The 25,756-nt window shown below is 69.0% G+C and carries 30 protein-coding genes; 15 read left to right on the top strand and 15 right to left on the bottom strand.

Features of this window, described 5'->3' with window-relative positions:
• Positions 1 to 36: 36 nt before the first annotated feature.
• The 10 genes from hisB (at position 37) to ACIQ1T_RS03015 (ending at position 9,970) form a co-directional block, all read left to right on the top strand.
• The gene (gene hisB / locus ACIQ1T_RS02970) at positions 37 to 1,461 is read left to right on the top strand and encodes an imidazoleglycerol-phosphate dehydratase HisB (RefSeq protein WP_395943016.1); all 1,425 of its coding nucleotides are present in this window, start codon (positions 37 to 39) and stop codon (positions 1,459 to 1,461) included.
• A 121-nt stretch (positions 1,462 to 1,582) separates the two neighbouring features.
• Entirely contained in the window at positions 1,583 to 2,185 is a 603-nt protein-coding gene (hisH, locus tag ACIQ1T_RS02975) for an imidazole glycerol phosphate synthase subunit HisH (RefSeq protein ID WP_395943018.1), read from the top strand.
• Positions 2,179 to 2,916: a 1-(5-phosphoribosyl)-5-[(5-phosphoribosylamino)methylideneamino]imidazole-4-carboxamide isomerase gene (gene hisA, locus ACIQ1T_RS02980; protein ID WP_395943020.1), complete on the top strand. Its 738-nt coding sequence runs from the start codon at positions 2,179 to 2,181 to the stop codon at positions 2,914 to 2,916. Before hisH ends, hisA begins: the two co-directional genes overlap by 7 nt.
• Before the next feature lie 31 nt (positions 2,917 to 2,947).
• Positions 2,948 to 3,715 (top strand): imidazole glycerol phosphate synthase subunit HisF, encoded by a 768-nt coding sequence (gene hisF, locus ACIQ1T_RS02985; protein WP_395943021.1) that lies wholly within the window; start codon positions 2,948 to 2,950, stop codon positions 3,713 to 3,715.
• 157 nt (positions 3,716 to 3,872) lie between these two features.
• Positions 3,873 to 4,496, top strand: a complete 624-nt coding sequence (gene hisIE, locus ACIQ1T_RS02990) for a bifunctional phosphoribosyl-AMP cyclohydrolase/phosphoribosyl-ATP diphosphatase HisIE (protein ID WP_395943022.1) — start codon at positions 3,873 to 3,875, stop codon at positions 4,494 to 4,496.
• 48 nt (positions 4,497 to 4,544) lie between these two features.
• Complete coding sequence (zwf, locus tag ACIQ1T_RS02995) at positions 4,545 to 6,002, top strand: glucose-6-phosphate dehydrogenase (protein WP_395943024.1); 1,458 nt, start codon at positions 4,545 to 4,547, stop codon at positions 6,000 to 6,002.
• Complete coding sequence (gene pgl / locus ACIQ1T_RS03000; protein ID WP_395943025.1) at positions 5,995 to 6,711, top strand: 6-phosphogluconolactonase; 717 nt, start codon at positions 5,995 to 5,997, stop codon at positions 6,709 to 6,711. Before zwf ends, pgl begins: the two co-directional genes overlap by 8 nt.
• Positions 6,711 to 8,600 carry a phosphogluconate dehydratase gene (gene edd, locus ACIQ1T_RS03005; RefSeq protein ID WP_395943026.1) on the top strand — a complete coding sequence of 630 codons (1,890 nt, stop codon included), beginning with the start codon at positions 6,711 to 6,713 and terminating at the stop codon, positions 8,598 to 8,600. The genes pgl and edd overlap by 1 nt, the downstream gene beginning before the upstream one ends.
• Before the next feature lie 10 nt (positions 8,601 to 8,610).
• Positions 8,611 to 9,582, top strand: coding sequence for a glucokinase (gene glk, locus ACIQ1T_RS03010; RefSeq protein WP_395943028.1), 972 nt, complete (start codon positions 8,611 to 8,613; stop codon positions 9,580 to 9,582).
• 82 nt (positions 9,583 to 9,664) lie between these two features.
• The gene (locus tag ACIQ1T_RS03015; protein WP_395943030.1) at positions 9,665 to 9,970 is read left to right on the top strand and encodes a hypothetical protein; all 306 of its coding nucleotides are present in this window, start codon (positions 9,665 to 9,667) and stop codon (positions 9,968 to 9,970) included.
• Between the two features lie 91 nt (positions 9,971 to 10,061).
• On the opposite strand, the gene ACIQ1T_RS03020 is transcribed toward ACIQ1T_RS03015, so the two are convergent.
• Positions 10,062 to 10,859: a DUF1295 domain-containing protein gene (locus ACIQ1T_RS03020; protein ID WP_395943031.1), complete on the bottom strand. Its 798-nt coding sequence runs from the start codon at positions 10,857 to 10,859 to the stop codon at positions 10,062 to 10,064.
• A 122-nt stretch (positions 10,860 to 10,981) separates the two neighbouring features.
• On the opposite strand from ACIQ1T_RS03020, the gene ACIQ1T_RS03025 reads away from it, so the two are divergent.
• Positions 10,982 to 11,248, top strand: a complete 267-nt coding sequence (locus ACIQ1T_RS03025; protein ID WP_395943033.1) for a hypothetical protein — start codon at positions 10,982 to 10,984, stop codon at positions 11,246 to 11,248.
• Here the strand turns inward: ACIQ1T_RS03025 and ACIQ1T_RS03030 are convergent.
• A complete protein-coding gene (locus ACIQ1T_RS03030; protein WP_395943035.1) occupies positions 11,239 to 11,817 on the bottom strand; it encodes a nucleotidyltransferase family protein in 579 nt (192 codons plus the stop codon). The two genes, ACIQ1T_RS03025 and ACIQ1T_RS03030, sit on opposite strands and share 10 nt — an antisense overlap.
• A gap of 84 nt (positions 11,818 to 11,901) precedes the next feature.
• Here ACIQ1T_RS03030 and ACIQ1T_RS03035 point away from each other — a divergent pair, with 84 nt between their 5' ends.
• Positions 11,902 to 12,378: a VOC family protein gene (locus tag ACIQ1T_RS03035; RefSeq protein WP_395943036.1), complete on the top strand. Its 477-nt coding sequence runs from the start codon at positions 11,902 to 11,904 to the stop codon at positions 12,376 to 12,378.
• 141 nt (positions 12,379 to 12,519) lie between these two features.
• Here the strand turns inward: ACIQ1T_RS03035 and ACIQ1T_RS03040 are convergent, their stop codons facing one another.
• The 3 genes from ACIQ1T_RS03040 to ACIQ1T_RS03050 form a co-directional block, all read right to left on the bottom strand.
• Positions 12,520 to 13,008, bottom strand: coding sequence for a hypothetical protein (locus ACIQ1T_RS03040; protein WP_395943037.1), 489 nt, complete (start codon positions 13,006 to 13,008; stop codon positions 12,520 to 12,522).
• 14 nt (positions 13,009 to 13,022) lie between these two features.
• Entirely contained in the window at positions 13,023 to 13,823 is an 801-nt protein-coding gene (thiD, locus tag ACIQ1T_RS03045; RefSeq protein ID WP_395943038.1) for a bifunctional hydroxymethylpyrimidine kinase/phosphomethylpyrimidine kinase, read from the bottom strand.
• 61 nt (positions 13,824 to 13,884) lie between these two features.
• Positions 13,885 to 14,238 (bottom strand): DMT family protein, encoded by a 354-nt coding sequence (locus tag ACIQ1T_RS03050; RefSeq protein ID WP_395943040.1) that lies wholly within the window; start codon positions 14,236 to 14,238, stop codon positions 13,885 to 13,887.
• A gap of 103 nt (positions 14,239 to 14,341) precedes the next feature.
• Between ACIQ1T_RS03050 and ACIQ1T_RS03055 the strand changes: the two genes are divergently transcribed.
• From ACIQ1T_RS03055 to ACIQ1T_RS03065, 3 genes are all read left to right on the top strand, one after another.
• The gene (locus ACIQ1T_RS03055; RefSeq protein ID WP_395943041.1) at positions 14,342 to 14,653 is read left to right on the top strand and encodes an ArsR/SmtB family transcription factor; all 312 of its coding nucleotides are present in this window, start codon (positions 14,342 to 14,344) and stop codon (positions 14,651 to 14,653) included.
• On the top strand, positions 14,650 to 15,198 hold the full coding sequence (locus ACIQ1T_RS03060; RefSeq protein ID WP_395943043.1) for an SRPBCC family protein: 549 nt from the start codon (positions 14,650 to 14,652) through the stop codon (positions 15,196 to 15,198). The genes ACIQ1T_RS03055 and ACIQ1T_RS03060 overlap by 4 nt, the downstream gene beginning before the upstream one ends.
• Positions 15,199 to 15,277: 79 nt before the next feature.
• Entirely contained in the window at positions 15,278 to 15,655 is a 378-nt protein-coding gene (locus tag ACIQ1T_RS03065) for a VOC family protein (RefSeq protein ID WP_395943044.1), read from the top strand.
• A gap of 160 nt (positions 15,656 to 15,815) precedes the next feature.
• On the opposite strand, the gene folP is transcribed toward ACIQ1T_RS03065, so the two are convergent.
• The 10 genes from folP to pal all read right to left on the bottom strand — a co-directional run bounded on the left by folP (position 15,816) and on the right by pal (position 25,701).
• Positions 15,816 to 16,601: a dihydropteroate synthase gene (gene folP, locus ACIQ1T_RS03070; RefSeq protein WP_395943113.1), complete on the bottom strand. Its 786-nt coding sequence runs from the start codon at positions 16,599 to 16,601 to the stop codon at positions 15,816 to 15,818.
• A gap of 23 nt (positions 16,602 to 16,624) precedes the next feature.
• Entirely contained in the window at positions 16,625 to 17,221 is a 597-nt protein-coding gene (locus ACIQ1T_RS03075; RefSeq protein WP_395943045.1) for a YdeI family protein, read from the bottom strand.
• Entirely contained in the window at positions 17,221 to 17,523 is a 303-nt protein-coding gene (locus ACIQ1T_RS03080) for a winged helix-turn-helix domain-containing protein (RefSeq protein ID WP_395943046.1), read from the bottom strand. The genes ACIQ1T_RS03075 and ACIQ1T_RS03080 overlap by 1 nt, the downstream gene beginning before the upstream one ends.
• 5 nt (positions 17,524 to 17,528) lie before the next feature.
• Complete coding sequence (locus tag ACIQ1T_RS03085) at positions 17,529 to 18,182, bottom strand: hypothetical protein (RefSeq protein ID WP_395943047.1); 654 nt, start codon at positions 18,180 to 18,182, stop codon at positions 17,529 to 17,531.
• A 61-nt stretch (positions 18,183 to 18,243) separates the two neighbouring features.
• Positions 18,244 to 19,458, bottom strand: a complete 1,215-nt coding sequence (locus ACIQ1T_RS03090; RefSeq protein ID WP_395943048.1) for an acyltransferase family protein — start codon at positions 19,456 to 19,458, stop codon at positions 18,244 to 18,246.
• A gap of 278 nt (positions 19,459 to 19,736) precedes the next feature.
• A complete protein-coding gene (gene ftsH / locus ACIQ1T_RS03095) occupies positions 19,737 to 21,695 on the bottom strand; it encodes an ATP-dependent zinc metalloprotease FtsH (protein ID WP_395943049.1) in 1,959 nt (652 codons plus the stop codon).
• Entirely contained in the window at positions 21,682 to 23,031 is a 1,350-nt protein-coding gene (tilS, locus tag ACIQ1T_RS03100; RefSeq protein ID WP_395943050.1) for a tRNA lysidine(34) synthetase TilS, read from the bottom strand. The genes ftsH and tilS overlap by 14 nt, the downstream gene beginning before the upstream one ends.
• Complete coding sequence (locus tag ACIQ1T_RS03105) at positions 23,022 to 23,867, bottom strand: tol-pal system protein (RefSeq protein ID WP_395943051.1); 846 nt, start codon at positions 23,865 to 23,867, stop codon at positions 23,022 to 23,024. The genes tilS and ACIQ1T_RS03105 overlap by 10 nt, the downstream gene beginning before the upstream one ends.
• 52 nt (positions 23,868 to 23,919) lie before the next feature.
• Positions 23,920 to 25,029, bottom strand: a complete 1,110-nt coding sequence (locus ACIQ1T_RS03110; protein WP_395943052.1) for a DUF3667 domain-containing protein — start codon at positions 25,027 to 25,029, stop codon at positions 23,920 to 23,922.
• Between the two features lie 114 nt (positions 25,030 to 25,143).
• Complete coding sequence (gene pal / locus ACIQ1T_RS03115; RefSeq protein WP_395943053.1) at positions 25,144 to 25,701, bottom strand: peptidoglycan-associated lipoprotein Pal; 558 nt, start codon at positions 25,699 to 25,701, stop codon at positions 25,144 to 25,146.
• Positions 25,702 to 25,756: the final 55 nt, after the last annotated feature.

Genomic DNA, 25,756 nt, shown 5'->3' on the forward strand with positions numbered 1-25,756 from the left:
ACTCATCACCCCCGCCCTCCGCACCAGAGGTCGCCGATGACCCTGCCCGCCCCCTATCCCCCGCTGGTCTCCGGCGGCGAGGGCCTGGACCGCTATCCCGGCGACGCCCCGGCCCTGGCCGCCCGCATGGCCGCGATCTACGGCGTCCCCGCCGAACAGGTCCTGCCGGTGCGCGGCCTGACCCACGGGCTGGAGCTGGCGTATCGCCTCGCCGCCCGCGACGGCGGTTCGGTCGAGGCGCCGAAGGCCGAACCCTATGACAGTCTCGCCGCCATCTATCCGGCGAAGGGCGAACCTGCGGTCGTCGTCATCCGCGCCCTCGGCTCGCCCGAGGCCGTCGCCGAAATGGCCGCCCGCGTCGCCCCCGCCCTGCTGGTGGTGGACGAGGGCCTGATCGAGTTCTCCGACGCCGCCTCGGCCGTCACCGTCGTCGCCGACCAGCCCAACCTGGTCGTCCTGCGCAGCCTGTCCCTGGCCTATGGCCTGGCCGGCGCCCGCGTCGGCGCCGCGGTCGCGCAAGGCCAGACCCTGGCCCGCCTGGCCTCCGTCCTCGAACCCTACGCCCTGCCCGAGCCCCTGGTGCGTCTGGCGCAACAGGCGCTGGATCCGTCGCGGATGATCGAGACCGCCGAACGGATCGCCTCGGTCCGGCGCGAGCGCGAGCGGATCGCCCGCGAACTGGGCCGCCAGATGCCGGTCGAACCCGGCGTCGGCCCGATCCTGATGGCCCGCCCCGAAGACCCCGCCGCCGCCCTCGCCGGTCTCAAGGCCTATGGCGTCGAGGCCGACCTGTCCGGCGAGCGGCTGCGTCTGCCGATCTCGCTGAAGCCCGAGGTCAACGACCGGCTGCTGGCCGGCTTCGGCCTGACGCCCGCCAAGCGCCGCGCCCCCCGCGTCGGCCAGGCCGTGCGCGACACGAAAGAGACCCGCATCGTCTGCGCCGTCGATCTGGACGCCCCCGGTCCGGTGAAGATCGAGACCGGCGTCGGCTTCTTCGACCACATGCTGGAGCAGATCGCGGCCCACGGCGGCTTCTCCCTGCGGCTCCAGTGCGAAGGCGACCTGCACACCGATCCGCACCACACGATCGAGGACAGCGCCATCGCCCTGGGCCAGGCGCTGAAACAGGCCCTGGGCGAGAGGAAGGGCATCGCCCGCTACGGCTTCGTCCTGCCGATGGACGAAGCCAATGCGACCGTCTCCATCGACCTGTCCGGCCGCCCCTATCCCCTGTTCGAAGGCACGTTCGAAACCCCCTTCATCGGCGACTATCGCACCGACCTGACCGCCCACGTCTTCCGCTCGCTGGCCGAGGCCATGGGCGCCGCCGTCCATATCTCGGTCACCGGCCAGGACGACCACCACAAGACCGAGGCCGTCTACAAGGCCTTCGGCCGCGCCCTGCGTCAGGCCATCCGCATCGAGGGCGACGCGGTGCCGTCGACCAAAGGGGTGTTGTGATGGGGAGCGTTCTCGACGTCGTGAGCGGTTCAGTGAAAAGTGCTGGTGCTAGTGAGCGACGGCTCGCTCGATGCTGCTCTACCTCACTGGCACTGGCGCTCTTCACCCCGGCCACACCCAAATGACCGAAGTCGCCGTCATCGCCTATGGCGCGGGCAATATCGCCTCGGTCCAGTTCGCGCTGGAGCGTCTGGGCGCGACCGTGCGCCTGACCGACGATCCAGCCGTGATCGCCGAGGCCGAACGGGTCGTCCTGCCCGGCGTCGGCGCCGCCGGCTACGCCATGAGCCGCCTGTCCGAACTGGGTCTGGTCGAGCCGATCCGCGCCTTCCCCCGCCCCCTGCTAGGCGTCTGCCTGGGTCAGCAGCTGCTGTTCGGCGCCAGCGAGGAGGGCGAGGGCGTCGATCTGCTGGGCCTGATCCCCGGCACGGTGACACGGCTGGAGCCGACCGAACCTTTGCCCGTGCCGCACATGGGCTGGAGCCGCCTGACCCGCGACCACGACGACCCGTTGCTGGAGGGGGTGGCCGACGGCGCCTACGCCTATTTCGTCCACGGCTTCGTCTGCCCCGACGGCCCCGCCACCCTGGCCCGCGCCGACTATGGCGGCGTCGTCCCGGCCATGGTCCGCTCCGCCAACCGCTGGGGCTGCCAGTTCCACCCCGAACGCTCGGCCGAGGCCGGGGCCACCATCCTCAAGAACTTCCTGGGCCTGTCATGCTGATCTACCCCGCCATCGACCTGAAGGACGGCGTCTGCGTGCGCCTGATGCACGGCAAGTTCGACCAGGTGACCCGGTACGACGAACAGCCCGCCGCCCGCCTGACCGCCTTCGCGGCCGAGGGCGCCGAATGGATCCACGTCGTCGATCTGGACGGCGCCGAGGCCGGCCGGGCCATGCAGCACGGTCTGATCGGCGAACTGACCAAGGCCATAGACGTGAAGATCCAGTCCGGCGGCGGGGTGCGCGGCGCCAATGATGTCGCCGCCCTGCTGGACGCCGGCGTCTCGCGCGTGGTGGTCGGCTCGCTGGCGGTGACCCAGCCGGACGATGTGGTCGCCTGGCTGAAGGACTTCGGCGCCGAACGCATCACCCTGGCCCTGGACGTCAAGATCGAGGACGGCGTGCCCGTACCCGCCCTGAAGGGCTGGACCCAGTCGTCGGGCGTGACCCTGTGGCAGGCGCTGGACCACTATCCCAAGGGCGTGGCCAAACACCTGCTGGTCACCGACGTGGGCCGCGACGGCGCCCTGACCGGCCCCAATCTGGAACTGCTGTCCGAGATCCGCCTGCGCCGCCCCGACCTGGTGCTGCAGGCCTCCGGCGGCGTCTCGTCGCTGGACGACATCGCGGCGGTCAAGGCCCTGGGCTGCAACGGCGCCATCGTCGGCCGCGCCCTGTACGAGAACCGCTTCACCCTGCCCGAGGCCATCGCCGCGGCCGCCCGCACATGACCGCCGTTTCTTCAGGCAAGAGGGCGGTGAATTGACCGCCCGACGCATCGTCCCCTGTCTGGACGTCAAGGACGGCCGGGTGGTCAAGGGCGTGAAATTCGTCGGCCACACCGACATGGGCGACGCCTCCGAACTCGCCGCCCGCTATCGCGACGCGGGCGCCGACGAACTGGTCTTCTACGACATCACCGCCAGCCCCGAGGGCCGGACGCTGGACTATGGCTGGATCCGGGACATCGCCCGTCTGCTGGACATTCCCTTCTGCGTCGCCGGCGGCATCCGCAGCGTCGAACAGGCGGCCCGCTGCCTCGACCACGGGGCGGACAAGGTGTCGATCAACTCCCCCGCCCTGGAACGGCCCGAACTGATCGCCGAAATGGCCGAGCGCCTGGGCAGCCAGTGCGTCGTCGTCGGCGTCGACAGCCGGTTCGAGGATGGCGACTGGGTGGTCCACAAATACACCGGCGACGCATCCGCCCGCCGTCTCGCCGGCAAGCGCACCCTGGACTGGCTGGACCAGGCCCAGGCCCTGGGCGCCGGCGAGATCGTGCTGAACTGCATCGATCAGGACGGGGTCCGGCGCGGCTACGACATCGAACAGTTGTCCGCCGCCCGCGCGCGCCTGACCATCCCCTTGATCGCCTCGGGCGGCGCCGGCGCGCCCGAACATTTCAGGGATGTGTTCACACAGGCCGACGTCTCCGGCGCCCTGGCCGCCAGCGTCTTCCACACCGGCGCCATCGCCATTCCCGACCTCAAGCGATACCTGTCCGACCAGGGCCTGGAGATGCGGTTGTGACCTCGAACCGGAAATCCTCCCCCCTTGGGGGAGGGGGACCGCGCAGCGGTGGAGGGGGCCAGCCGCGCCCCCGCCGCCAGACATTCAACACCGGAGGGACGTTCGCCCCCTCCACCACCCTTCGGGCGGTCCCCCTCCCCCGATTGGGGAGGATGACATGATCGACCCCAACACCATCGACTTCGCAAAAGGCGGCGGCCTGGTCCCCGTGGTGGTGCAGGACGCCGCCACCCTGCAGGTTCTGACCCTGGCCTATATGGACCGCGCCGCCCTGGACGAGACCATCGGCTCCGGCGAAGCCACCTTCTTCTCCCGCTCGCGCGGCGGACGCTGGAGGAAGGGCGAGACCTCCGGCGACCGGCTGCACGTCGTCGGCATCACCCCCGACTGCGACAACGACGCCCTGGTCCTGTCGGTCAAGCCGGTCGGCAACGCCTGCCACCTGAACCGCACCAGCTGTTTCGGCGAGGCCGACGCGCCCGGCCTGGGCCGGATCGCCCGGCTGGAGAAGACGATCCACGAACGCGCCGCCGCCGATCCGTCCGAGAGCTGGACCGCCAAACTGATCGCCCAGGGTCCGAAACGCATCGCCCAGAAGGTCGGCGAGGAGGGCGTGGAGACCGCCCTGGCCGGCGTCGCGGGCCCGGACGAGGAACTCGCCAGCGAGGCCGCGGATTTGGTGTATCACCTGCTTGTTCTTCTCCATGCCCGTAACATGGTGTTTCAGGACGTGCTGGACGTGTTGGCCTCGCGCGCGGAAGCGGGCAAAGGCGGCGGCTAGACCGTAAAGGCGTGCGTCCCGACAAATGGGATAATCGAGGGAAATTCGATGGCGGCTCTCATTCTGTTCGGCGGCGGCGGCGATCTGGCGATGCGGATGCTGCTGCCCTCGCTCTATTTCCTCGAGCACGACGGTCTTCTGCCCGAAGACCTGAAGATCATCGGCGCCGCCCGCTCCGAGGAAACCGCCGAAGAATATATCGCCAAGGTCCATGACGCCGTGAAGGCCAAGGCCGAGGCCGACAAGGCCTGGGACGACCACTCCTGGGCGCGGATGAAGGCCCGCTTGGACTATCTGCCCGTGGACGCCACCGATCCCGCCAGCCTGAAGGGGCTGAAGGACCGCGTCGGCGACGGCGAGGTCACCTCCTTCCTGGCCGTCTCCCCCTCCCTCTACGGCCGGATCGTCACGGCGATGAAGACGGCGGGCCTCGCCGAGCGCAACTGCCGCATCGTGCTGGAGAAGCCAGTCGGCCGCGATCTGAAGTCCTTCCTCGAGATCGACGACGCCGTGGCCCACGCCTTCCGCGAGGACCAGGTGTTCCGCATCGACCACTATCTGGGCAAGGAGACGGTCCAGAACCTGACGGCCCTGCGCTTCGGCAACACCATCTTCGAGCCGCTGTGGAACAATCTGACGATCGACCACGTCCAGATCACCATCGGCGAGACGGTCGGGGTCGGCGACCGCTGGCCCTATTACGACGAGTACGGCGCATTGCGCGACATGCTCCAGAACCACATGCTCCAGCTGCTCTGCCTGGTGGCCATGGAGCCGCCGTCGGACCTGGATCCGGAGTCCCTGCGCAACGAGAAGGTCAAGGTTCTCCGGTCGCTCCGCCCCATCACCCCGGAAGAGGCCGAACGCGTCACCGTGCGCGGCCAGTACGTCGCGGGGGTTTCCGAGGGCAAGCCGGCCAAGGGCTATGACGAGGAGCGCGGCGAGGATTCGGACACCGAGACCTTCGTCGCCATCCGCGCCGACATCGACAACTGGCGCTGGGCCGGGGTGCCCTTCTTCATGCGCACCGGCAAACGCCTGCCCGAGAAGCGCACCGAGATCGTCATCCAGTTCAAGCCCGTCCCCCACTCGATCTTCGACAATGACGAGGGCGAGGCGCCGGCCAACCGCATGATCATCGAACTGCAGCCCGAGGAAGACATCTCGCTGACGGTGATGAACAAGCGCCCCGGCCTGGACAAGCGGATGCAGCTCCAGCCCATCACCATGAGCCTGTCGTGGGGTGTCGACGGCAAGTCCGCCGCCCCGCCGCGCCGCCGCATCGCCTACGAGCGTCTGTTGCTGGACGCCATGGCCGGGGACTCGACCCTGTTCGTCCGTCGCGACGAGGCGGAACAGGCCTGGAAATGGGTCGACGAGGTCGCCGAGGCCTGGGCCGAATCCGGTCAGAAGCCCGACGAATATGTCGCCGGAACCTGGGGCCCCGACAGCGCCGACATGCTGATGATGCGCACCGGCCGCGACTGGAACACGACGAATGTCTGAGGCGCCCGTGATCGAATCCTTCCCCACCGTCTCGACCTGGGCCGAGGCCATCGCCGCCCGGCTGGGCGAGACCCTGGCCGCCGCCGTCCGCGACAACGGCAGCGCCGTCTTCGCCGGTCCCGGCGGCTCGACCCCGGCTCCCGTCTATCGCCAGCTGGCGGCCATGGACCTGGGCTGGTCGGACATCGCCGTGACCCTGGTGGACGAACGCTACGTCCCCGAGACCTCGCCGGAATCCAACGCCCGGCTGATCCGCGACGTCCTGCTGCAGGACAAGGCCGCCGCCGGACGTTTCATCCCCCTCTACACCCCCGAGGTCACCGTCGACCGCGCCGCCATCGTCGCCGCCAAGGCGCTGGCGGAAGTCGGCGGACGTTTCGACGCGGTCCTTCTCGGCATGGGGGAGGATGGCCATATCTGCTCCATGTTCCCTGAAAGCCCGACGCTGAAGACCCTGCTGACCCCGACGCTGAAACCGACCGTCCTGGGCGTGCCCCACGGCCGCGACGGCATGGCCCCGACCCTCGAGCGGCTGTCGATCAACCTGCCCTACATCATGTCCGCCGGCCGGGTGATCCTGGGCCTGAAGGGCGCCGCCAAACGCCGCGTCTTCGAGGAACAGGCCCAGGGCGATCCGAAGATCCAGCCCATCGCCGCCCTGATCGCCGCCGATGTTCCCCTTGAAGTTCTGTGGACGGAGGAAGGCTGATGGCGCTTCATCCCACGGTCGCCGCGGTCACCGCCCGCATCGTCGAAAAGAGCCGGGCCACGCGCGCCGACTATATCCGCCGCATGGACGCCGCCCGCGACAGCGGGACCGGCCGCGCCAAGCTGAGCTGCGCCAACTGGGCCCACGCCTTCGCCGGCCAGACCATCGCCGACAAACTGACCTCGATGGACGGGTCCAAGCCCAACCTGGGCATCGTCACCGCCTATAACGACATGCTGTCGGCCCACCAGCCGTTCGAACGCTTCCCCGACGTGGTCCGCAAGGCCGTGCGCGAGGTCGGCGCCACGGCCCAGGTCGCCGGCGGCACCCCCGCCATGTGCGACGGCGTCACCCAGGGCCGTCCCGGCATGGAGCTGTCGCTGTTCAGCCGCGACGTCATCGCCATGTCGACCGGCGTGGCCCTGACCCACGACGCTTTCGACGCCGCCCTGATGCTGGGCGTCTGCGACAAGATCGTGCCCGGCCTGTTCATGGGCGCCCTGGCCTTCGGCCACCTGCCCGTCGTCTTCGCCCCCGCCGGCCCCATGCCGTCCGGCATTCCGAACGCGGAGAAAGCCCGCGTCCGCGCCGAATACGCCCAGAACAAGGTCGACCGTCAGACCCTGCTGGAAAGCGAGATCGGCTCCTACCACTCGCCGGGCACCTGCACCTTCTACGGCACGGCCAACTCCAACCAGATGATGATGGAGCTGGCGGGGCTGCACATGCCCTCGACCGCCTTCGTCCATCCGGACACCGGCCTGCGCGACGCCCTGACCGAGGCCGCCGCCAAGCGCGCCGTCGAACTGGCCCGGACCGGCGAGAGCCGCATGGCCGACGTCATCGACGAGAAGTCCATCGTCAACGCCATCGTCGCCCTGCTGGCCACCGGCGGCTCGACCAACCACGCCATCCACCTGGTCGCCATGGCGCGGGCGGCGGGCGTGCTGATCGACTGGACCGACATGGACGAGCTGTCCTCGGTCACGCCGCTGCTGGCCCGCGTCTATCCCAACGGTTCGGCCGATGTGAACGCCTTCCAGGCCGCCGGCGGCGTGGCCTTCATCGCCCGCGAACTGGCGATGGCGGGCCATATCCACACCGACGTCACGACCATCATGGGCAAGGGGATCGAACCCTATTTCCAGGAGCCGTCGATGGTGGACGGCCAGCTGGTCTGGCGCGACGGGGTCAAGGAAAGCCTGGACCTCGACATCCTGCGCCCCGCCTCCAACCCGTTCGACAAGGAGGGCGGTCTGCGCCTGGTCCAGGGCGACCTGGGCCGCGCCGTCATCAAGGTCTCGGCGGTCAAGCCCGAGAACCGCATCGTCGAGGCCCCCGCCGCCGTCTTCGAAACCCAGGAAGACGCCCTCCAGGCCTTCAAGGACGGCAAACTGTTCCGCGACGTGGTCGTGGTCCTGCGCTTCCAGGGGCCCAAGGCCAACGGCATGCCGGAACTGCACAGCCTGTCGCCGGCCCTGTCGGTCATCCAGGACAAGGGGTTCAAGGTCGCCTTCGTCACCGACGGCCGCATGTCGGGCGCCAGCGGCAAGACCCCCGCCGCCATCCACGTCAGCCCCGAGGCCCTGGCCGGCGGCCCCCTGGCCCATGTGAAGGACGGGGATGTCATCCGCCTGGACGCCGAGGCCGGGGTGCTGACCACGGTCGGCGTCGAGGCCCTGACCGCCCGCCCCGCCGCGATCCGCTCCAAGGCCCACGCCGACGCCGCCTCCTGGGGCTATGGCCGCGAGCTGTTCGGCGCCTTCCGCCATGTTGTCACCACCGCCGAGAATGGCGCCACCGTCTGTTTCGCCCTACCCAATGGGGCGGGCGGCCAGGACGACATCGTGCCCGATCCCAATTTCGTCGACCGGACCGTGGACGCCTGAGGAACCATAGATGACTGACAAGACCCTCCTCGTCGGCGATGTCGGCGGCACCAACGCCCGTTTCGCCGTGGCCCGCATGGTCGACGGAAAGCCCGTTCTGGACCACCACGAGAGCTTCCCGGCCGAGACCTATCCGACCTTCCTGGAAGGCGTCGCCGCCTTTCTCGACGGCTGCGAGGTCAAGCCGACCGGCGGCGTCATCGCCGTGGCCGGTCCGGTCACGGACGGCGAGATCGACCTGACCAACTCGCCCTGGCGCGTGTCCGAGGCCGAGCTGCAGACCCTGGGCCTGAAGCCGGTCAAGCTGATCAATGATTTCGAGGCCCTGGCCTGGGGCGCCCCCGTGGTGCCGGAAGACCAGCTGGAAAGCCTGGGCGGCCCGGTCGACGGCGATCCGCACGCCACGGTCGCCGTGCTCGGCCCCGGCACCGGCTTCGGCGTATCGGCCCTGGTGCGCGACGCCCACGGCAAGGAAATGGCCATGCCGTCGGAAGGCGGCCATGCCTGTTTCCCCCCCGGCGATCCGGTCGAGGACGAAATCCTCCGCATACTGCGCCGCCGCTATGACCGCGTCTCGATCGAGCGCCTGATCTGCGGCCCCGGCCTGCTGAACATGCACCGCGCCCTGGCCGAGATCGACGGCCGCGAAACCCATATCGAGGATCCGGCCCAGATCACCGAGACGGCCCTGGCCGATCCGAACAGCCCGTGCGGCGCCACCCTGGCCCGGTTCTGCGCCGTCCTGGGCGCGGTGGCCGGCGACATCGCCCTGACCACCGGGGCGCGCGGCGGCGTCTATATCGCCGGCGGCATCGTCCCGCGCATCCTGCCCTTCATCAAGGCCAGCCCCTTCCGCCAGAGGTTCGAGCGCAAGGGCCGGTTCAAGGACTATATGTCCGAGATTCCGACCAAGGTGATCATGCACAAACACGCCGCCCTTCTGGGCGCCGCGCGGGTCGCCTTCGCCGAATCCGGGAACTGACGGTTCACGCAAATCTCACGGCGGCGTGAACCGATCCGCCGCCGTGACGTTTGTCCCTCTCCAACAAGGAGAGGAAACAACAATGAAAAAGTTCGCCATCGCCGCCGCCTCGCTGTTCGTCCTGTCGGGCGTCGCCGCCTGCGGTGAAAGCGCCGCCGACAAGGCCGCCGAGAAACAGGCCGACGCCGTAGAGGCCACGGGCGAAGCCCGCGCCGACCAGCTGGAAGCCCAGGCCGCCGCGACTCCGAACGAGGCCCAGGAGAAGGCCCTCAACAACCAGGCCGACCAGGTCGAGGAAAACGCCGACCGCCGCGCCGATCAGATCGAGCAGCATGGCGGCAACGCCGACGGCGGCATGACCACCAGCAACACGCCTTCGACCCACTGACCCACGCCCCCGCCGTCCTCCTCGGGAGCCCGAGGAGGACGGACAGGCGGAGAACTGGCCCCCGTCTTCGCGGCGGGGGCTTTTTCGCGCCTCAGACCCGTTTGGGCGGCCAGGGAATAAAGGCGCTGGTCCGCTTCACATAGTCCGCATAGCCTGGCCGGGACCTGTTGATCGCCTTTTCGGTGATGCCGATGCCGGACCAGCGCGTCAGGGTGAAGGTCAGGAAGATCGGCCCCGCCGCCGACCACAGGCCCGGCCCCGTCTCGGCCGCGATCAGCCACAGCCCCCACCAGACGCAGGCGTCGCCGAAATAGTTCGGGTGCCGCGTATAGCGCCACAGGCCGGTGTCCAGCACCCGCCCCTTGTTGGTCGGATCAGCCTTGAACGCCTTCAACTGGGCGTCGCCGACGCTTTCGAACACGATCCCGACCACCGCCAGCACCGCCCCGACCCCCGCCAGAACCCCGACGCCCGGCTGGGCTGCGACCTGGCCCAACTGCACGGGCAGGGACGTCAGCCAGGCCAGCGCCGCCTGGGGCAGGAAGACGAACAACAGGGCCGTCTTGCCGAAGCTCCAGCCGTGCGACTTCTCCTGATCCTCGACGATCTGCACATAGCGCCCGTCCGCCCCGCTGGCCCGCCAGCGCCGGAACAGATGCAGCCCCAGCCGCACCGCCCAGACAGCGCACAGTCCGACCAGCAGCGCCTTGCGCGTCCCATCCCCCTCGGTGCGCGGCAGGCTGGCCAGGGCCAGCAGCAGCATCCCCATCGGCCAGACCGCGTCGACGAAACTGACGTCGCCCAGCTTCAGCGCCAGTAGCCAGAGCCCCAGCATCACGGCGAGGATCAGGGCCAGGTTCAGCCCCAGCAGGACGGCGATCTCAGTCATGCCACAGATACGCCCGGCCTCGCCCGACGGATCCCGGCGTTAGGTCGGCGCTGTCTTCCTGATGTATCCGCTTTACTTCGCTCGCTATACTCAAGCCGTGTGTTCGCAGGGGCGACTGAACGATGGTCCGGCTGAGATTTGAAATCTGGGAAACGCCTCTCTCGCAGGAGTGCAGCGTCGCCAGCGAGAACCACGACCGTCTTCGCGAAACGGAGGCTCGGTTCGTCGAAGCCTTCTATGCCTCCACTCACGAGGAGGCGATGAACTATCGCTATCAGCGCAACGGCTGGGGGCCCTACACGCCGGTTCCAGGCGTTACGGACCGCCCCTTCACAGAGACCCAACTCGCCGAGCAGGACGCCTATCTGGCTGTCCGCAATCAGACCTGAACGACGGTCAGTTCCGGCCACCGCCCGCGCGCATTGTCGATGGTCTTGGCCCAGCCCCTGGCCAGCGGCCGGTTCGGATTGGGGCGGATGGTCATCGCGAACACATCCTCCAGCCCGAACGGCGCGGCGACGCTGATACCATCGTCCGCCTCCAGCCGCACCCCGACGGCGAAGGTCGGCGCCACGAACCGGCCCAGGGCCTCGTCGGTCGAGTGCAGCGGCTCATAGGGTTCGCCGAACCGGTTCTGGAACCACAGGTGCACCCGCGCCTGATTGCGCACCTCGACCTGGCTGCGGACCGGCTCGTCGAAGGCGGCGGCGACCCGTTTGATGACGACGTCCTCGGCCTCGTAGGACAGGTCCGAACCGTCGAAATAGGCCAGGTCGTAGTCCTTGATCCCATACCCCGCCGACCGCCCTGTCCGGGCGTTCCACACCGCCTGATAGACGGCGCCCGACACCAGCCGCCAGTCGGGCAGGTCCAGCCCCCGCACGGTCCGCAGCACATGCATCAGCGCCGGATCGGCGCGAACGATCTCGATCAGTTTCAGGGTCAGGTCTTCGCTCATCCGCATCCCTTAGCCGCCCCGACCGTTCAGCGGGAGACGCCGCCCGCCTTCATCCCCAGATGCGGCGCAGACAGGGAGACGACGATGGACAAGGTTTCCACCTGGCTGTGGTGCGACGGCACGGCCGAAGAGATGGCCGAATTCTACACCGGCCTGATCCCCGACAGCCGCATCGTCGAGATCGTGCGCGCGCCGGGCGACTATCCGGCCGGAAAGTCCGGCGACGTCCTGACGGTCGAGTTCGAACTGGCCGGCCGCACCTTCGTCGGCCTGAACGGCGGTCCGCACTTCACCTATAACGAGGCCATATCCCTCCAGATCGAATGCGCCGACCAGGCCGAGGTCGACCGCTACTGGGACGCCCTGTCGGCCCATCCCGAGGCGGAACAATGCGGCTGGGTCAAGGACCGCTACGGCCTGTCCTGGCAGATCGTGCCGAAACGGATGACCGAGCTGCTGGCCGATCCGGACCGGGCGAAGGCCGCGCGGGCCATGGCGGCCATGATGGAGATGAAGAAGCTGGATATCGCGGCGCTGGAGAAGGCGGCGGACGCGGAATAGCCCCCCTCCTCTTTTCCGTCATCCTAGGGCTTGTCCCTAGGATCCATACTCCCGGTTTCGACAACGGCGCGCTCTGCAGAAACAGCGGGCGTATGGATCCTCGCCACAAGGGCGAGGATGACGCCCTTAGCAGGGACGGCTTCAATCCCGGATCATGAAGAGGGCCAGACCTATGCCGTTCCAGACGGCATGGGACAGGGTCGGCAGGACATAGGCGTGCAACCGGTCCAGCCTCCGCGCCCAGCCCCAGGCCGCGTAGCTCATCAGCGCGAAGGCGGCGGCCTGGCCGAGAGATCCGGGGCTGGCCCCGTGCAGCAGCCAGACCAGGGCTGACAGGCTCCCGATCATCACCCACAGCGCAATGCTGCGCTCATCCCTCCGGACCCGCCGGACACACCAGACGACAAACGGGGTCTCAACGACGGCGGGCAAAACAACACCCCAGAGAAGGCCATAGCCGAACCGGGACAGGGCGTCGCGCGCTTCGGCGACCTGATCGGGCACGCCGGGACCGGCCGTCGTCACGCCGACGACCGTATTCGCCACAGCCCTGAGCAACAAAGACACGACGAACAGGCCGACGCCGAGCAGCACCGCCTGAAGCCACGGATTGTCGGTACGTAACCGCATTGCGCGCGTTTAGCCTACCCCCGCACCGGCCAGCCATGATCCAGCGGCCCATGCCCGCCGCCCAGACCCGGCGCCCGGCGAATGGCCTCGCCGACATAGGCCCAGGCCTCGGCCACCGCGACCTCCAGCGGCCGCCCCTGGGCCAGACCGGCGGCGCAGGCGCTGGCCAGGGTGCAGCCGGTGCCGTGGGTGTGTCGGGTGTCGACCCGTTCGGCCTCCAGCACCGTCTCGCCGTCCGGCGTCATCAGCAGATCGATCACCGTCGGCCCGGCGACATGGCCGCCCTTCATCAGCACCGCCTTCGCCCCCATGGCCAGCAGGGCCTCGCCGGCGCGGCGCTGACCGTCCGGGTCCGTCACCGTCAGCCCGGTCAGGGCCTCGGCCTCAGGCGCATTGGGGGTCAGAAGCGCGGCGCGCGGGATCATCAGCCGCTTGACCGCCTCGACCGCCGCATCGGGCAGCAGGGGATGGCCGCCCTTGGCCACCATGACCGGATCGACCACGGCGGGGGCGTTCGCCTCGTCCAGCAGGGCGGCGACGGTCTCGACCACCTCGACCGAGCCCAGCATCCCCGTCTTGACCGCGTCGGTTCCAATATCCTCCAGCACCGCTCGCGCCTGGGCCGCGATCAGGTCCAGCGGCAGGGGGTGGACGCCATGGACCCCCAGGGTGTTCTGCACGGTGATGGCGGTGATGGCCGTCGCGGCGAACCCGCCCATCATGGTCACGGCCTTGATGTCGGCCTGGATCCCCGCCCCGCCGCCGGAATCCGAACCGGCCAGGATCAGCACCCGGCCCCGATGAAGCGCGCTCATGTCCGAGCTCCCGATAACAGTCTGGCCCGCCAGATGGGCCAAGCCGCCGGTTTGAGCAAGTTCAGGGGATCGGCCCCTTGAAGATGAAGAAGGCGCCCAGGGCGATGAAGGCGAACCCCACCCCGTGGTTCAGCGTCAGCTTCTCGCCCAGATACAGGACCGAGAAACCGGCGAAGACCGCCAGGGTGATCACCTCCTGCATCGTCTTCAGCTCGGCCGCGGAATAGACCTGATGCCCGATCCGGTTGGCCGGCACCGCCAGCCAGTATTCGAAGAAGGCCACGCCCCAGCTGGCCAGGACCGCGAACCACAGCGGCTTCGGATCCCCCTTCAGATGCCCGTACCAGGCATAGGTCATGAACAGGTTCGACCCCACCAGCAGCAGGATCGGCGTCAGATAGGGGTTCAGGATCATGGGTCCGACTCGGTGTGCGCCCCAGCCTAGCGCGCGGTGTCCCGCCACGCCCCCGTCCAGATTTAATATTGCCATATGACTATATAGCCATTACACGATGCATATGCACGCCGCCCTTCAAGCCCTGTCCGAGCCGCACCGGATGTCCATCGTCTCCATGCTGGCGTCCGGCGAACGCCCGGCCGGCGACTTCGTCGACGCCCTGCCGATCAGTCAGCCGACCGTGTCCAAACACCTGTCGATCCTGCGCGAGGCCGGCCTTGTCTCGGTGCGCAAGGACGCCAATCGCCGCCTCTATGCGCTGAACCCGGCGCCTCTGGCCGAGATCGACGCCTGGCTGACCCCTTATCGCCGTTTCTGGACCGACCGCCTCGACGCACTCGAGGCCCACCTCGACAAGGAGTTTCCTCAATGACCGACCTGATGGACCGCGCCGACCGGGGCGAACTGACCGAGATCGACGGCGGCTGGGAGCTGAGTTTCGAACGCCGACTGCGCCATTCGCCCGAGCGGGTCTGGAAGGCCCTGACCACGCCGGAAGGCCTGAAATGCTGGCTGGCCGAGGCCGTGATCGACCTGGCGCCCGGCGGGCGGATGAATCTGAATTTTCGCCAGCCCGATCACGACTTCATGCCCGACCGCCCCGAGGTCCGCACCCAGGCCAACGAAGTCCTGCTGGTCCAACCCTTCACCCGGTTCGACCACACCTTCGGGAGCAATCCCGCGTCGGTCGTCTCCTGGCGTCTGGCGCCCGACGGCGACGGCACGCACCTGACCCTGGTCCACCGCGTGCCCGCCTCGTGGAAGGACTCGCGTCGCAATGTCCTCAGCGGCTGGCATCACCATATGGAGGGACTGGACGACGCGGCCCAGGGGATCCCCCATCCGTGGGACTGGGAGCGCTGGTTCGCCCTGCGCGACGCCTACGCCGCCCAGATCGAGGCGAGGGAGGCCGCATGACGGAGTCCCCCCGGCGCTCTACGCCGGCGCGCCTGAGCGCGACTTCACCCTCACCGACCACCGCCGAAAGGCCTGAGCCATGATCGTGACCGCCGCCCCCTTCCTGATGTTCCAGGGCGCCTGCGAGGCCGCCCTGACCCTCTACGTCCAGGTCATACCCGGCGCCCGGATCGTGTCTCTGGAGAAGAAGCCGGACGGCACGGTGGCCATGGCGCGGCTGGCGATCGCCGGGCTGGAGATCCTGGCCAACGACTCCCCGCCGGTGCACGATTTCGACTTCACCCCGTCCACATCCACCTTCCTGACCGTCGACACGGTCGAGGAAGTCGACGCCCTGGCCTCGGCCCTGGGCGAGGGCGGCAAGACGATGATGCCGCCCGGCGACTACGGCTTCTCGCCCCGGTTCGCCTGGGTGCAGGACCGGTTCGGCGTGTCGTGGCAGATCAACGCGGCCTAGGCCCAACCATAAACCCCGTCACCCTCGGGCTTGTCCCGAGGGCCCACGGCGGGGTCGCGACGATCCGCCCCCGCCTTCACACCGCCGCCCGCATCATCCGGCGGCGTCTCGCGGAAAAGCAGGCCCTCGGGACAAGCCCGAGGGTGACGGAGGGTGGGATCTAGGCGTTCGTCACCGCCGCCTGCACCTTCAGCGCCTGGACCGTCTCACGCACGTCGTGGACCCGCACCATCCGGGCGCCGCGCCGCGCCCCCTCCAGCGCCAGGGCCAGCGACCCGCCCAGCCGGTCGGTCGCCGCGACCGCCGTCGGATCGACCGCCTGGATCGTCCGTTTCCGGCTGGCCGCATAGAGGACCGGAAAGCCCAGCTCGACCAGGGCGTCCAGCCGCGCCGTCAGGGCCAGATTGTGCGCCAGCGCCTTGCCGAAGCCTATGCCGGGATCCAGCCAGATCTTCTCGCGCGCCACCCCCGCCGCCATCGCCGCCTCGGCCCGCGCGGCTAAATACCCCACGACCTCGCCCACCACGTCGTCATAGTGCGGCGCCGCCTGCATGGTGCGCGGCTCGCCCTTCATGTGCATCAGCACGACGTCGCAGCCCAGTTCGGCGGCGACCGCCTCGGCCCCCGCCTCATGGGTCAGGGCCGCCACATCGTTCCACATGGTCGCCCCGGCGGCGACGGCGGCGCGGGCCACGGCGGGCTTCATCGTGTCGACGCTGATCGCCCCGTCCCAGCGCGCCCGGATCGCGGCGATGACCGGGGCGACCCGATCGATCTCCTCGGCCTCGCCGACCGGATCCGCACCCGGCCTTGTGCTCTCGCCGCCGATGTCCAGCACTTCCGCCCCGTCCGCGACCAGCCGCATCGCCTGATCGACCGCCCCCTCGGTCGAGACCCAGCGCCCGCCGTCCGAGAAACTGTCGGGCGTCACATTGACGATGCCCATGACGAGAGGAATGGACGGCACGTTCAGCCTCTCTTCTGCGGGTGCGGGGTCTCGCCGCGCTTCAGCATCTCGACCAGGCGCGCGATGGCGCTCGCCCGTCCCTTCGGGGTCTTCGGCCCCTCGGTGCGATAGATCAGGGCGAACCGGTTCTGCGCGCTCAACACGTCGAACAGGGCCCGCGCCTGCGGCTCCGCGTCGATCGCCGCCATCAGGTCGTCCGGCACGGTCGCCCCCTTGATCCGATAGGCGGCGTCCCAGCGGCCGTCGCTCTTGGCGGCTTCGACGTGCTTCAGACCGTGCTCGGTCATCCGCCCCTCGTCGATCAGCCGGGCGACATTGGCGACATTGATCTGGCTCCAGACGCTCTTCTTGCCGCGCGGGGTGTAGCGCTGCAGGAAGCTGACCTCGTCCAGCGACTTCTTGATCCCGTCGATCCAGCCCCAGCACAGGACCACGTCTATGGTCTCTGGCACCGTCACCGAGGCCACGCCCGACTTCACCTTGAAGACCCGGATCCACAGTTCGGTCTCCCGGTCGTGGTTCGCGCCCAGCCAGGCGTAGAAGTCGTCCTTGGTCTCGAAGGACCGGACCTTGTCCGGATCAACCGTCATCGGCGCCATCAGCCGGGCCTCCCGATCAACCCGCCCAGGGCCTCCAGATAGGCGGCGAAGGCCTTGCGCCCCGCAGGCGTGATGGAGACGCGGGTCAGGGGCTTGTTGTTGACGAAACTCTTGGCGATGGCGACATAGCCCGCCTCTTCCAGCTTCTTCAGATGGACCGACAGGTTCCCTTGCGTCGCCTCCAGCACCGTCTTCAGCTCGGTGAAGTCGGCGGCCTCGGCGTCCGCCAGATAGACCATGATCCCCAGCCGCAGCCGGCCGTGGATCACCTCGTCGATCTTGCCGAGATCGTGCAGCGCCATCGCGATCAGTCGGCGTCCAGAACGGCGTCGCGCGCCTTCAGGGCGGCGCGGGTCATGATCCAGCCGGGGGCGGCGAACAGGGCGAACAGGGCCACGGTGCAGACCAGCAGATAGACGGGCGGATCGCGCACCAGCACGCCCAGGGCCACCGCCGTCAGCCAGCCGCCGATCGAGGTCGCCAGCATCCAGGCCTTGCGGCGCAGGCTCCAGGCCACATACCAGGCCGCCGCCTGCAGGGCGAAGATCATGGCCGGATAATAGAGCCAGATGGCGAAATCCCCGTCCCGCGCCGCGCCGACGCCGAAGACGATGATGATGGCCAGATTGGCCATGCCCGATCCGCTGAAGGCCGCATTCAGGGTGCGGGTCATGATCGGCCCCGCGCTTCCGACCTTGCGGTCCTCCAGAATGGCCCAGGTCAGGACGATCAGGAAGCCGACCGACACCCCGATCAGGAAGGCCATATTGGCCAGGTCCGGCCAGCGGATCAGCCCGACCATCTGGCCGATATGGAACAGGCACTGAAGCCCGTAGAAGCCGCCGCCCGCCAGATAGGCGACGCCCAGGGTCAGGGTGGCCCGGCCGGTGTTCTCGCCCCGGACGATGGAGCGCAGAAAGGCCAGATCGGCTTCCGGCGAGCTTTTGGACGGATCGGGCATCGGTGATTCCTTTGCGGCCGGGGCGTCTCTCCGAGTGGACGCCCCGGCCGGGGTTGGCAAGCTATTCGGCGGGGACCAGAGCGGGCGTCGTCGGCCGGCGCCACGGCGTGCGCCGCCCGTTCAGCCACCGCCCCATGAAGCTGTGGCGGACCAGCAGTTCGTAGCTGGCGAAGGAAACCGCCAGCACGCCCCCGACCGCCACGGCCAGTTTCAGCCCCCAGAACAGGGGCCAGTCCTGCACCAGAACCTGGGCGGCCATGACCAGCGGCAGATGGACGATATAGATCCAGTAGGCGGCGTCGGCGACATAGCGGCGCACGGCGCTGTGGCCCGAGCAGAAGCGCAGGGCCAGGCCCACGGCCGCGAAGACCGAGGCGAAGGTGCCCACCCCGAAGGCCGCCGCCGTCATCGCCTTGGTCGCCGGATCGGTCATCGGAACCAGCACCGGATCCGGCCCGCCCGCCAGCATCAGGGCCGTCGTCCCCGCCCCGACCGCCAGACCCAGATAGATCGCCCACCCGGCCTCGATCCGCCCCAGCAGGTCGCGGCGGCGGTCCAGCAGGGCGCCCAAACCGAAGGCCAGACCGAAGCCGACCAGGGCCGGCGTATTGGGGATCAGGCCCGCATCCGGCGTCGGCACGCCGAAGAAGGCGATCCAGTTCGGATGCAGCCACAGGGCCAGGGCCAGGGGCGCACCCAGCACGAACGGCCCCCATGGCCCGATCAGCCTCGCCGTCGCCCGATCCACGGTCCGCCCCCAGGCGCCGCTCCGGTCCAGGGCGGCGAAGGGCGCGCGCAGGATCAGCAGGCCCGCATAGAAGATCGACAGCACCCACAGGAACCACAGATGGGTCAGCGGCACATTGGTCCAGTCATAGGTCGGCGGCGGCGGCGCATCGGCGGCCGTCAGCCCCTGCAGGCTCGCGTTCCAGATCAACACGGCGACGATGGCCGCCATGACCAGCCCCCAGAAGACGCTCAGCGGCGTCGCGATGCGGACCAGGCGGTTCTTCACGAAACCCCACACGCCCCGCCGCCCCAGCATCATGTGCGCGAACAGGCCGGCGATCAGGAAGAAACTGGCCATCCGAAACAGATGGATGGCGAAGAACAGGCCGCTGGCCCAGGCCGACCTCTGGTCGTCGGCGACGATCCAGATCTGGGTCGGAAAGAAGGACATGGCGCCGTGCAGCACCACCCCCAGCAGCAGAGCCCCGCCCCGCAGGGCGTCCAGCCCGTGCAGCCGCTCGCTCCGCTCGATATCGGTCGTCGTCATTGAACCCTCCCAAATCGCGATGACGGCGATATCTCACAGACTTGTTTGAATTGCAAACTAGTTCATCAGAATCGACCACCCACGAAAAAGCCCGCCGGGGTTTCCCCGGCGGGCTTCGTGTTCAGACCCTCTCCCGCTTGCGGGAGAGGTGGCCCGGCGTCCGGCGCAGCCGGACCAGGGTCGGAGAGGGAAGTCTCCTTGAAACTCCCCCCATCGTCAGCCGCCTCGCTACGCTCGCCGAGCTGACACTTCCCCCGCAAGCGGGGGAAGGTCTTAACTCAATGCACCGTCGGCACGCTGGTCGCGGCAGGCGCGGCCGGAACCTCGACCGTGGTCCCGTCGGACACCGGCGTCACCGGCACCGAGACCGAAGGCCCGGCGTTGGGGAAGTTGTTCTCGTCGCGGTTCGGCGCGACGCCCTTCTCCAGCATGTCCTTGATCTCCTCGCCCGACAGGGTCTCGTACTCCAGCAGGGCCTGGGACAGTTTCTCGTGGTCGTCGGCCTTGGTGGTCAGGATCTTGCGCGCCTCGTCCCAGCCTTCGGTGACCAGGCGGCGGACCTCGGCGTCGATGACGCGGGCCGTCTCTTCCGAGGTGTTCTGGCTGCGCGCCACCGAGTGACCCAGGAAGACCTCTTCCTGGTTCTCGCCATAGGCCACCGTGCCCAGCTTCTCGGAGAAGCCCCAGCGGGTGACCATGGCGCGGGCCAGCTTGGTCGCCTGTTCGATGTCGGACGAGGCGCCCGAGGTGATGTTCTCCTTGCCGAACACCAGCTCCTCGGCGACCCGACCGCCGGCCATGATGGCGATCCGGTCGATCATCTGCTGATACTTCATCGAATAGCGGTCGCCTTCCGGCAGCTGCATCACCATGCCCAGCGCACGACCGCGCGGCACGATGGTCGCCTTGTGGACGGGGTCGGCCATCTTGACGTTCATGGCGACGATGGCGTGGCCGGCCTCGTGATAGGCGGTCAGGCGCTTCTCTTCCTCGTTCATCGCCATCGAGCGACGTTCCGAGCCCATCAGCACCTTGTCCTTGGCGTCCTCGAAGTCGCGATGGGTGACCATGCGACGGTCCTTGCGGGCCGCCGTCAGGGCCGCCTCATTGACCAGATTGGCCAGATCGGCGCCCGAGAAGCCGGGCGTGCCTCGCGCGATGGTCTTCACATTCACGTCGGCGGCCAGGGGCACGTCCTTCATGTGGACGCGCAGGATGCGCTCGCGGCCCGAGACGTCGGGGTTGGGCACCACCACCTGACGGTCGAACCGGCCGGGACGCAGCAGGGCCGGGTCCAGCACGTCGGGACGGTTGGTGGCGGCGATCAGGATGATGTTCTCGGACGCCTCAAAGCCGTCCATCTCGACCAGCAACTGGTTCAGCGTCTGTTCGCGCTCGTCATTGCCGCCGCCCAGGCCGGCGCCGCGATGGCGACCGACGGCGTCGATTTCATCGATGAAGATGATGCAGGGGGCGTTCTTCTTGGCCTGTTCGAACATGTCGCGCACGCGGCTGGCGCCGACGCCGACGAACATCTCGACGAAGTCCGAACCCGAGATCGAGAAGAAGGGCACGCCCGCCTCACCCGCGACGGCGCGGGCCAGCAGGGTCTTGCCGGTGCCGGGAGGGCCGACCAGCAGGGCGCCCTTGGGGATCTTGCCGCCCAGACGCTGGAACTTGCCCGGATCCTTCAGGAAGTCGACGACCTCCTGAAGTTCGTCCTTGGCCTCGTCCACCCCGGCGACGTCGTCGAAGGTCTTGCGGCCCTTGTGCTCGGTCAGCAGCTTGGCCTTGGACTTGCCGAAGCCCATGGCCCCGCGCGCCCCGCCCTGCATCTGGCGCATGAAGAAGATCCACACCCCGACCAGAAGCGCGATGGGCAGAATCCCCATCAGCAGGCTCATCCAGATCGATTGGCGCGTCGTCTTGGCGTCGACGTTGACGTTGGCCGCCAGCATGGAATTGACCAGCTGTTCGTTCGGATAGGGGGTGGTGGCGGTGAAGCGGCCGTTGTTCTTGTAGACGCCGGTCACCTGGTCGCCGCGCACGGTGGCGTCCTTGATGTCTCCGGCCTCTACCCGCTGCACCAGCTGGGAATAGGTGATTTGCTCGGGGCGGCCGGCCCCGGCCCCCTGGGCGGCCATGCCTGTCATGGCTCCGCCTTGCGACACGGCGGCGTAGCCGGCCAGAAGGGCCAGGATGATAACGCCGATGATCGCCATATTACGCAGGTTCATTGAGGTCCTCGGTCGTCCGTTCGCCCGGATTGAGCCCACGGTCTGGATTGTCTGTCACGGAAAATAGGAGCTTCCGTGGCTTTGCGCCATTGGGCGGATGAATCAGATCGTCTTCATGCGTCGTTTCGTCCAGCGCCAGCCTGAGCCGTTCCGCGACAAGCCCGCGCCGTTCGACGCCCTGCGCTGCAAGAACCGGCGCCATTTCGCCGTCCCGGACAAGGACGGGAAACGCGCCCCGCGTCGCCGCCGGCAGCCGGGCGATCGCCGCCCGATCCCGCGCCGACAGGCTCGACAGCCGCCCCCTCGCCGCCACCAGGGTCCATCCGGCCTCGTCGGCCCGAAAGGCGAAACGCCCGTCCCAGACCGCCTCCACGCCGGGCCCCAGCATCAGCGGCGCCGGCGGCCGTCGCGCCAGCTCGCCTGCCTCGCGCATGAGGGTGACGGCCTCGCCCGCCGCCTCCAGCCGCGCCCCGCACAGGGTGGCGGCGAAATCCTCGCCCGCCCGCAGCCGCTCGACCAGCCGCGCCAGCCGGTCCCCGCGCGGCGGCGTCTCCCCGCCCCCGCTGCAGACCAGAGCCGCCGCCAGAACCCGTGACCGCACATCGCGCGGGACCGCGACCAGACCGTCTTCAAAGGCCTCGACCCCGGCCACGGCCGCCTCGACCGGCCGCGTCGCCGCCGCCCCGGCCGCCCCGGCCAGAGCCTGCCGCGCCCGGCTGCGGCCGAACCGGGGGTCGGCGTTGGCCGGATCCTCGATCCAGTCCGCCCCCTGCCCGGTCAGCCAGATCCGCAGGGTCTCGCGCCGCTCGTCCAGCAGGGGCCGCAGCAGCATCAGCCCCCGTCCCTCGGGCCAGACCGGCGACGGCGACCATTCCCGCACCCGCCCCAGGGTCGAGCCTCCGGCCCGCATCAGGTCGGCCTCGGCCACATCGTCGGCCGTATGGGCGAACAGGACGACCCGCGCCCCCGCCGCCCGCGCCGCCCCGGCGATCAGCCGGTGCCGCGCCGTCCGCGCCGCCGCCGTCAGCCCGGTCGTCGGCTTGTCGCCGCCCCAGGCCAGGGCGCGCCAGTCGGCGCCCGCCGCCCGCGCCGCCTCGCCCGCGAACCGGGTCCAGTCCACACTGTCGGGATTGAGGCGATGATCGACCGTCAGGGCCAGCAGGGGCCGCCCCTGCGCCTGCGCCCACTCGGCCGCCAGCCGCAGCAGGGCGATGGAATCCCCTCCGCCGGACAGGGCCAAGACAACGGGCCGGGCGTCGCCGGGCGTCAGCCGCCGGTTCAACCGGCCGAACAGCCGGGCCTGAAGCGCCCCCCCGCTGTCGGGCGTCAGCTGCACCCGCCCGTGGTGCGCAACTGGGTCGCGCGCGCCTTCTGGGCGTCGGTGGCGGTGGGCGCATAGCGGCGCGTGAACTCGCCCAGGGCGCCGCAGCCCTGCGTCTTGCGCTCGGTGGCGAACAGGGCGTCGGCCAGTTTCAGCGTGGTGTCGGCGGCCCAGCCGATGCGCGGCCAGTCCTTCAGGGCGGCGGCGTAGAAGGGCACGGCCCCGCCCTTGTCGTTGGCGGCGACGCGAATGTCGCCCAGGCGCGAATTGGCCTCGCGCGCCTGGGGGGTGTCGGGCCAGGTGACGGCCACGGTTTCCAGCGCCCGCTCGCCGCGCGGCCGGTCGCTGCCCATCAGCCGCACGGCGGCGGCTAAATCCTGGACCGCGCCGCCGGTCGGCGAATTGGCGACGATGGGGGCGTTCAGCTCGGCCGCCGTCTCCTGTTTCTCGATCCGGCCCTCGGCGTCGACCAGACGGGTGCGCAGGGCGGCGTTGTCGCGCTGGGCCTCGTCCAGCTGGAAGGTCAGCCGCTCGTTGTCGGCGTTGATCCGGCGCACCGTGGATTCCAGATCGCCCAGCCGCTGGTTCATCAGGCCGAACTGGCTCTGCAGGGTCACCACCTCGGGATCCGGTTCGACCAGCACCGGCTGACCGGCCGCGTTCCTCTGGGTCAGGGCGCGCTCCAGACGCCGGACATTGCGGTCCAGCTGCTCCAGACGGCGGTTGTCCCATTCGGTCCGCTCCATGATCTGGGGCGCCTGCTGGGCGACGGCGGCCCCGGCGACCAGGACGACCCCGATGGCGGTTGCGGCGAAGGCGCGGCTGCGCGTGAAGGAGAGCTTGAGCGTCATGGGTTTCTAGGTTCCACCGATTTGGGGCCGCCGCAAGGCGCCGTGGCTGCGCTCAGTGCCCCAGCCCCAGATAGACGATGGCCGTGACGAACAGGCCGATCACGATGTTGCAGAAGAACAGCAGGAAGACCGTCCGCCACAGGGCCGAGAAGATCGACAGACTGTAGGCCCCCTTCAGCTGGGCGAACATATGCACCGGTATGGCCAGCAGGCCGACCGTGGCCACGATCCCGCCCAGCGCTCCGTTGATCGTCCCCGCCATCACCATCAGCATCAGCAGCAGGGCCATGAAGGTCAGGCTGTAGAGGACGAAGACCCCGTGGTCGTACAGGGTGAAGCCCCGCTTCCACAGGAACAGCAGGGCCACGAACGGGATCGAGAAGGGCACCAGCAGGAAGGCGAACTTGTACATCGTCTGCTGCAGCTTGTAGAGCGCCAGGTCCGGGTTCTGCAGCTTCTTGACCAGAACCCCGCCCATCCCCTTGCCCTTGATGTCGCCGTCGGCGGCCATGTCCTTCAGCTGGGCCTGCCAGGTGCCGACGCCCAGGCCATCGCTGCGGCCGTCGCGCAGGTCGGTCTCCAGCTGGGCCAGATTGTCGCGGCGATTGTCGACCATCTGCTGTGCGCTGGTCAGGGCGCGCTGGGTGATCGGATTGTTCTGCGCCGCCAGTTCGACGCGCAGCTCGGCCACCGTCTTCTCGGCCTCGGCCACGGCCGCGCGCTGTTCGACCACCTCTTCCCGCAGATGGCGCAGCCGCCCTTCCTCGTCCTCGTGCCCACCCGGATGGGGCATGAAGCTCAGGGCGAAGAACATGACGAACAGGGTGAACAGGAAGATGGCCAGGGGCGAGACATAGCGGGTCCGCTTGCCTCCGACCCAGTCGCGGGTCAGCCGTCCCGGATTGAGGATCAGCAGCGGCAGGGTGCGCCAGATGCGGCCGTCGAAATGCATGACGCCGTGCAGCAGCTCCTCGCCCAGATGCAGCAGGGTCCGGTGCGAATGGGTCGGCTGGCCGCAGTTCGAGCAGAAGTTTCCGCTGGTCGGCGCGCCGCAGTCGCTGCAGGCGCCCTGATGATCATCGCCGGCCTTGCCCGTCGGCCTCTCGACCGCCCCCGCGATCAGTCCCCCGGTGATGACGCCACCGGCCCCTTCGATATCCACGCGCTGATCCCCCCGGCTGCACTGGCCTCCACCTACAGGATACAAACGGCAAAAGAAAAGAGGCGCCGGCCCTCGCCGACGCCTCTCGTCATTTCAGTCCGCGGACCGTTCGCTTCAGCGCGGCGCGCCCGAGACGATGGCCGTGTGGGCGTTGCGGTTGCGGGCCCAGCTGTCCTCGCTCGAACCCTCGGCGATCGGACGTTCCTTGCCGAAGCTGATGGTGTCGATCCGGCCGGCCGGGATGCCGCGGTTGATCAGATAGTTGCGCACGGCCTCGGCGCGGCGGGCGCCCAGGGCCAGGTTGTATTCGCGGGTGCCGCGTTCGTCGGCGTTGCCTTCGATGCGGATGGTGACCTGCGGATAGCGCTGCAGCCACTGGGCCTGGGCGTCCAGGCGCGGCATGGCCTCGGGGCGAACCTCGATGCTGTCCAGGTCGAAATAGATGCGGTCGCCGACATTGACGACGAAGTCCTGTTCCGAGCCGGGCATGGCGGCGCCCATATTGCCGCCGGTCACGGGGCCGGTCGGGGCGGTCGGATAGGCGGGGCCGGTGGGGGCGGTCGTGTCCGGACCGGTCGGGACGGCGCCCTCGACCGGCTTGCGGGCGCAGGCGGCCATGGCGGCGACGGCGCAGCCGACCATGGCGACGGTGATGATGCGGGATTTCTTCATGGGGTCGTCTCCTGACACTCTCTTTTTTTGAGGACGGCGGCCTCAAGCTTGGCCT

This window comes from Brevundimonas sp. (genome assembly GCF_044336875.1).
Classification (GTDB): domain Bacteria; phylum Pseudomonadota; class Alphaproteobacteria; order Caulobacterales; family Caulobacteraceae; genus Brevundimonas.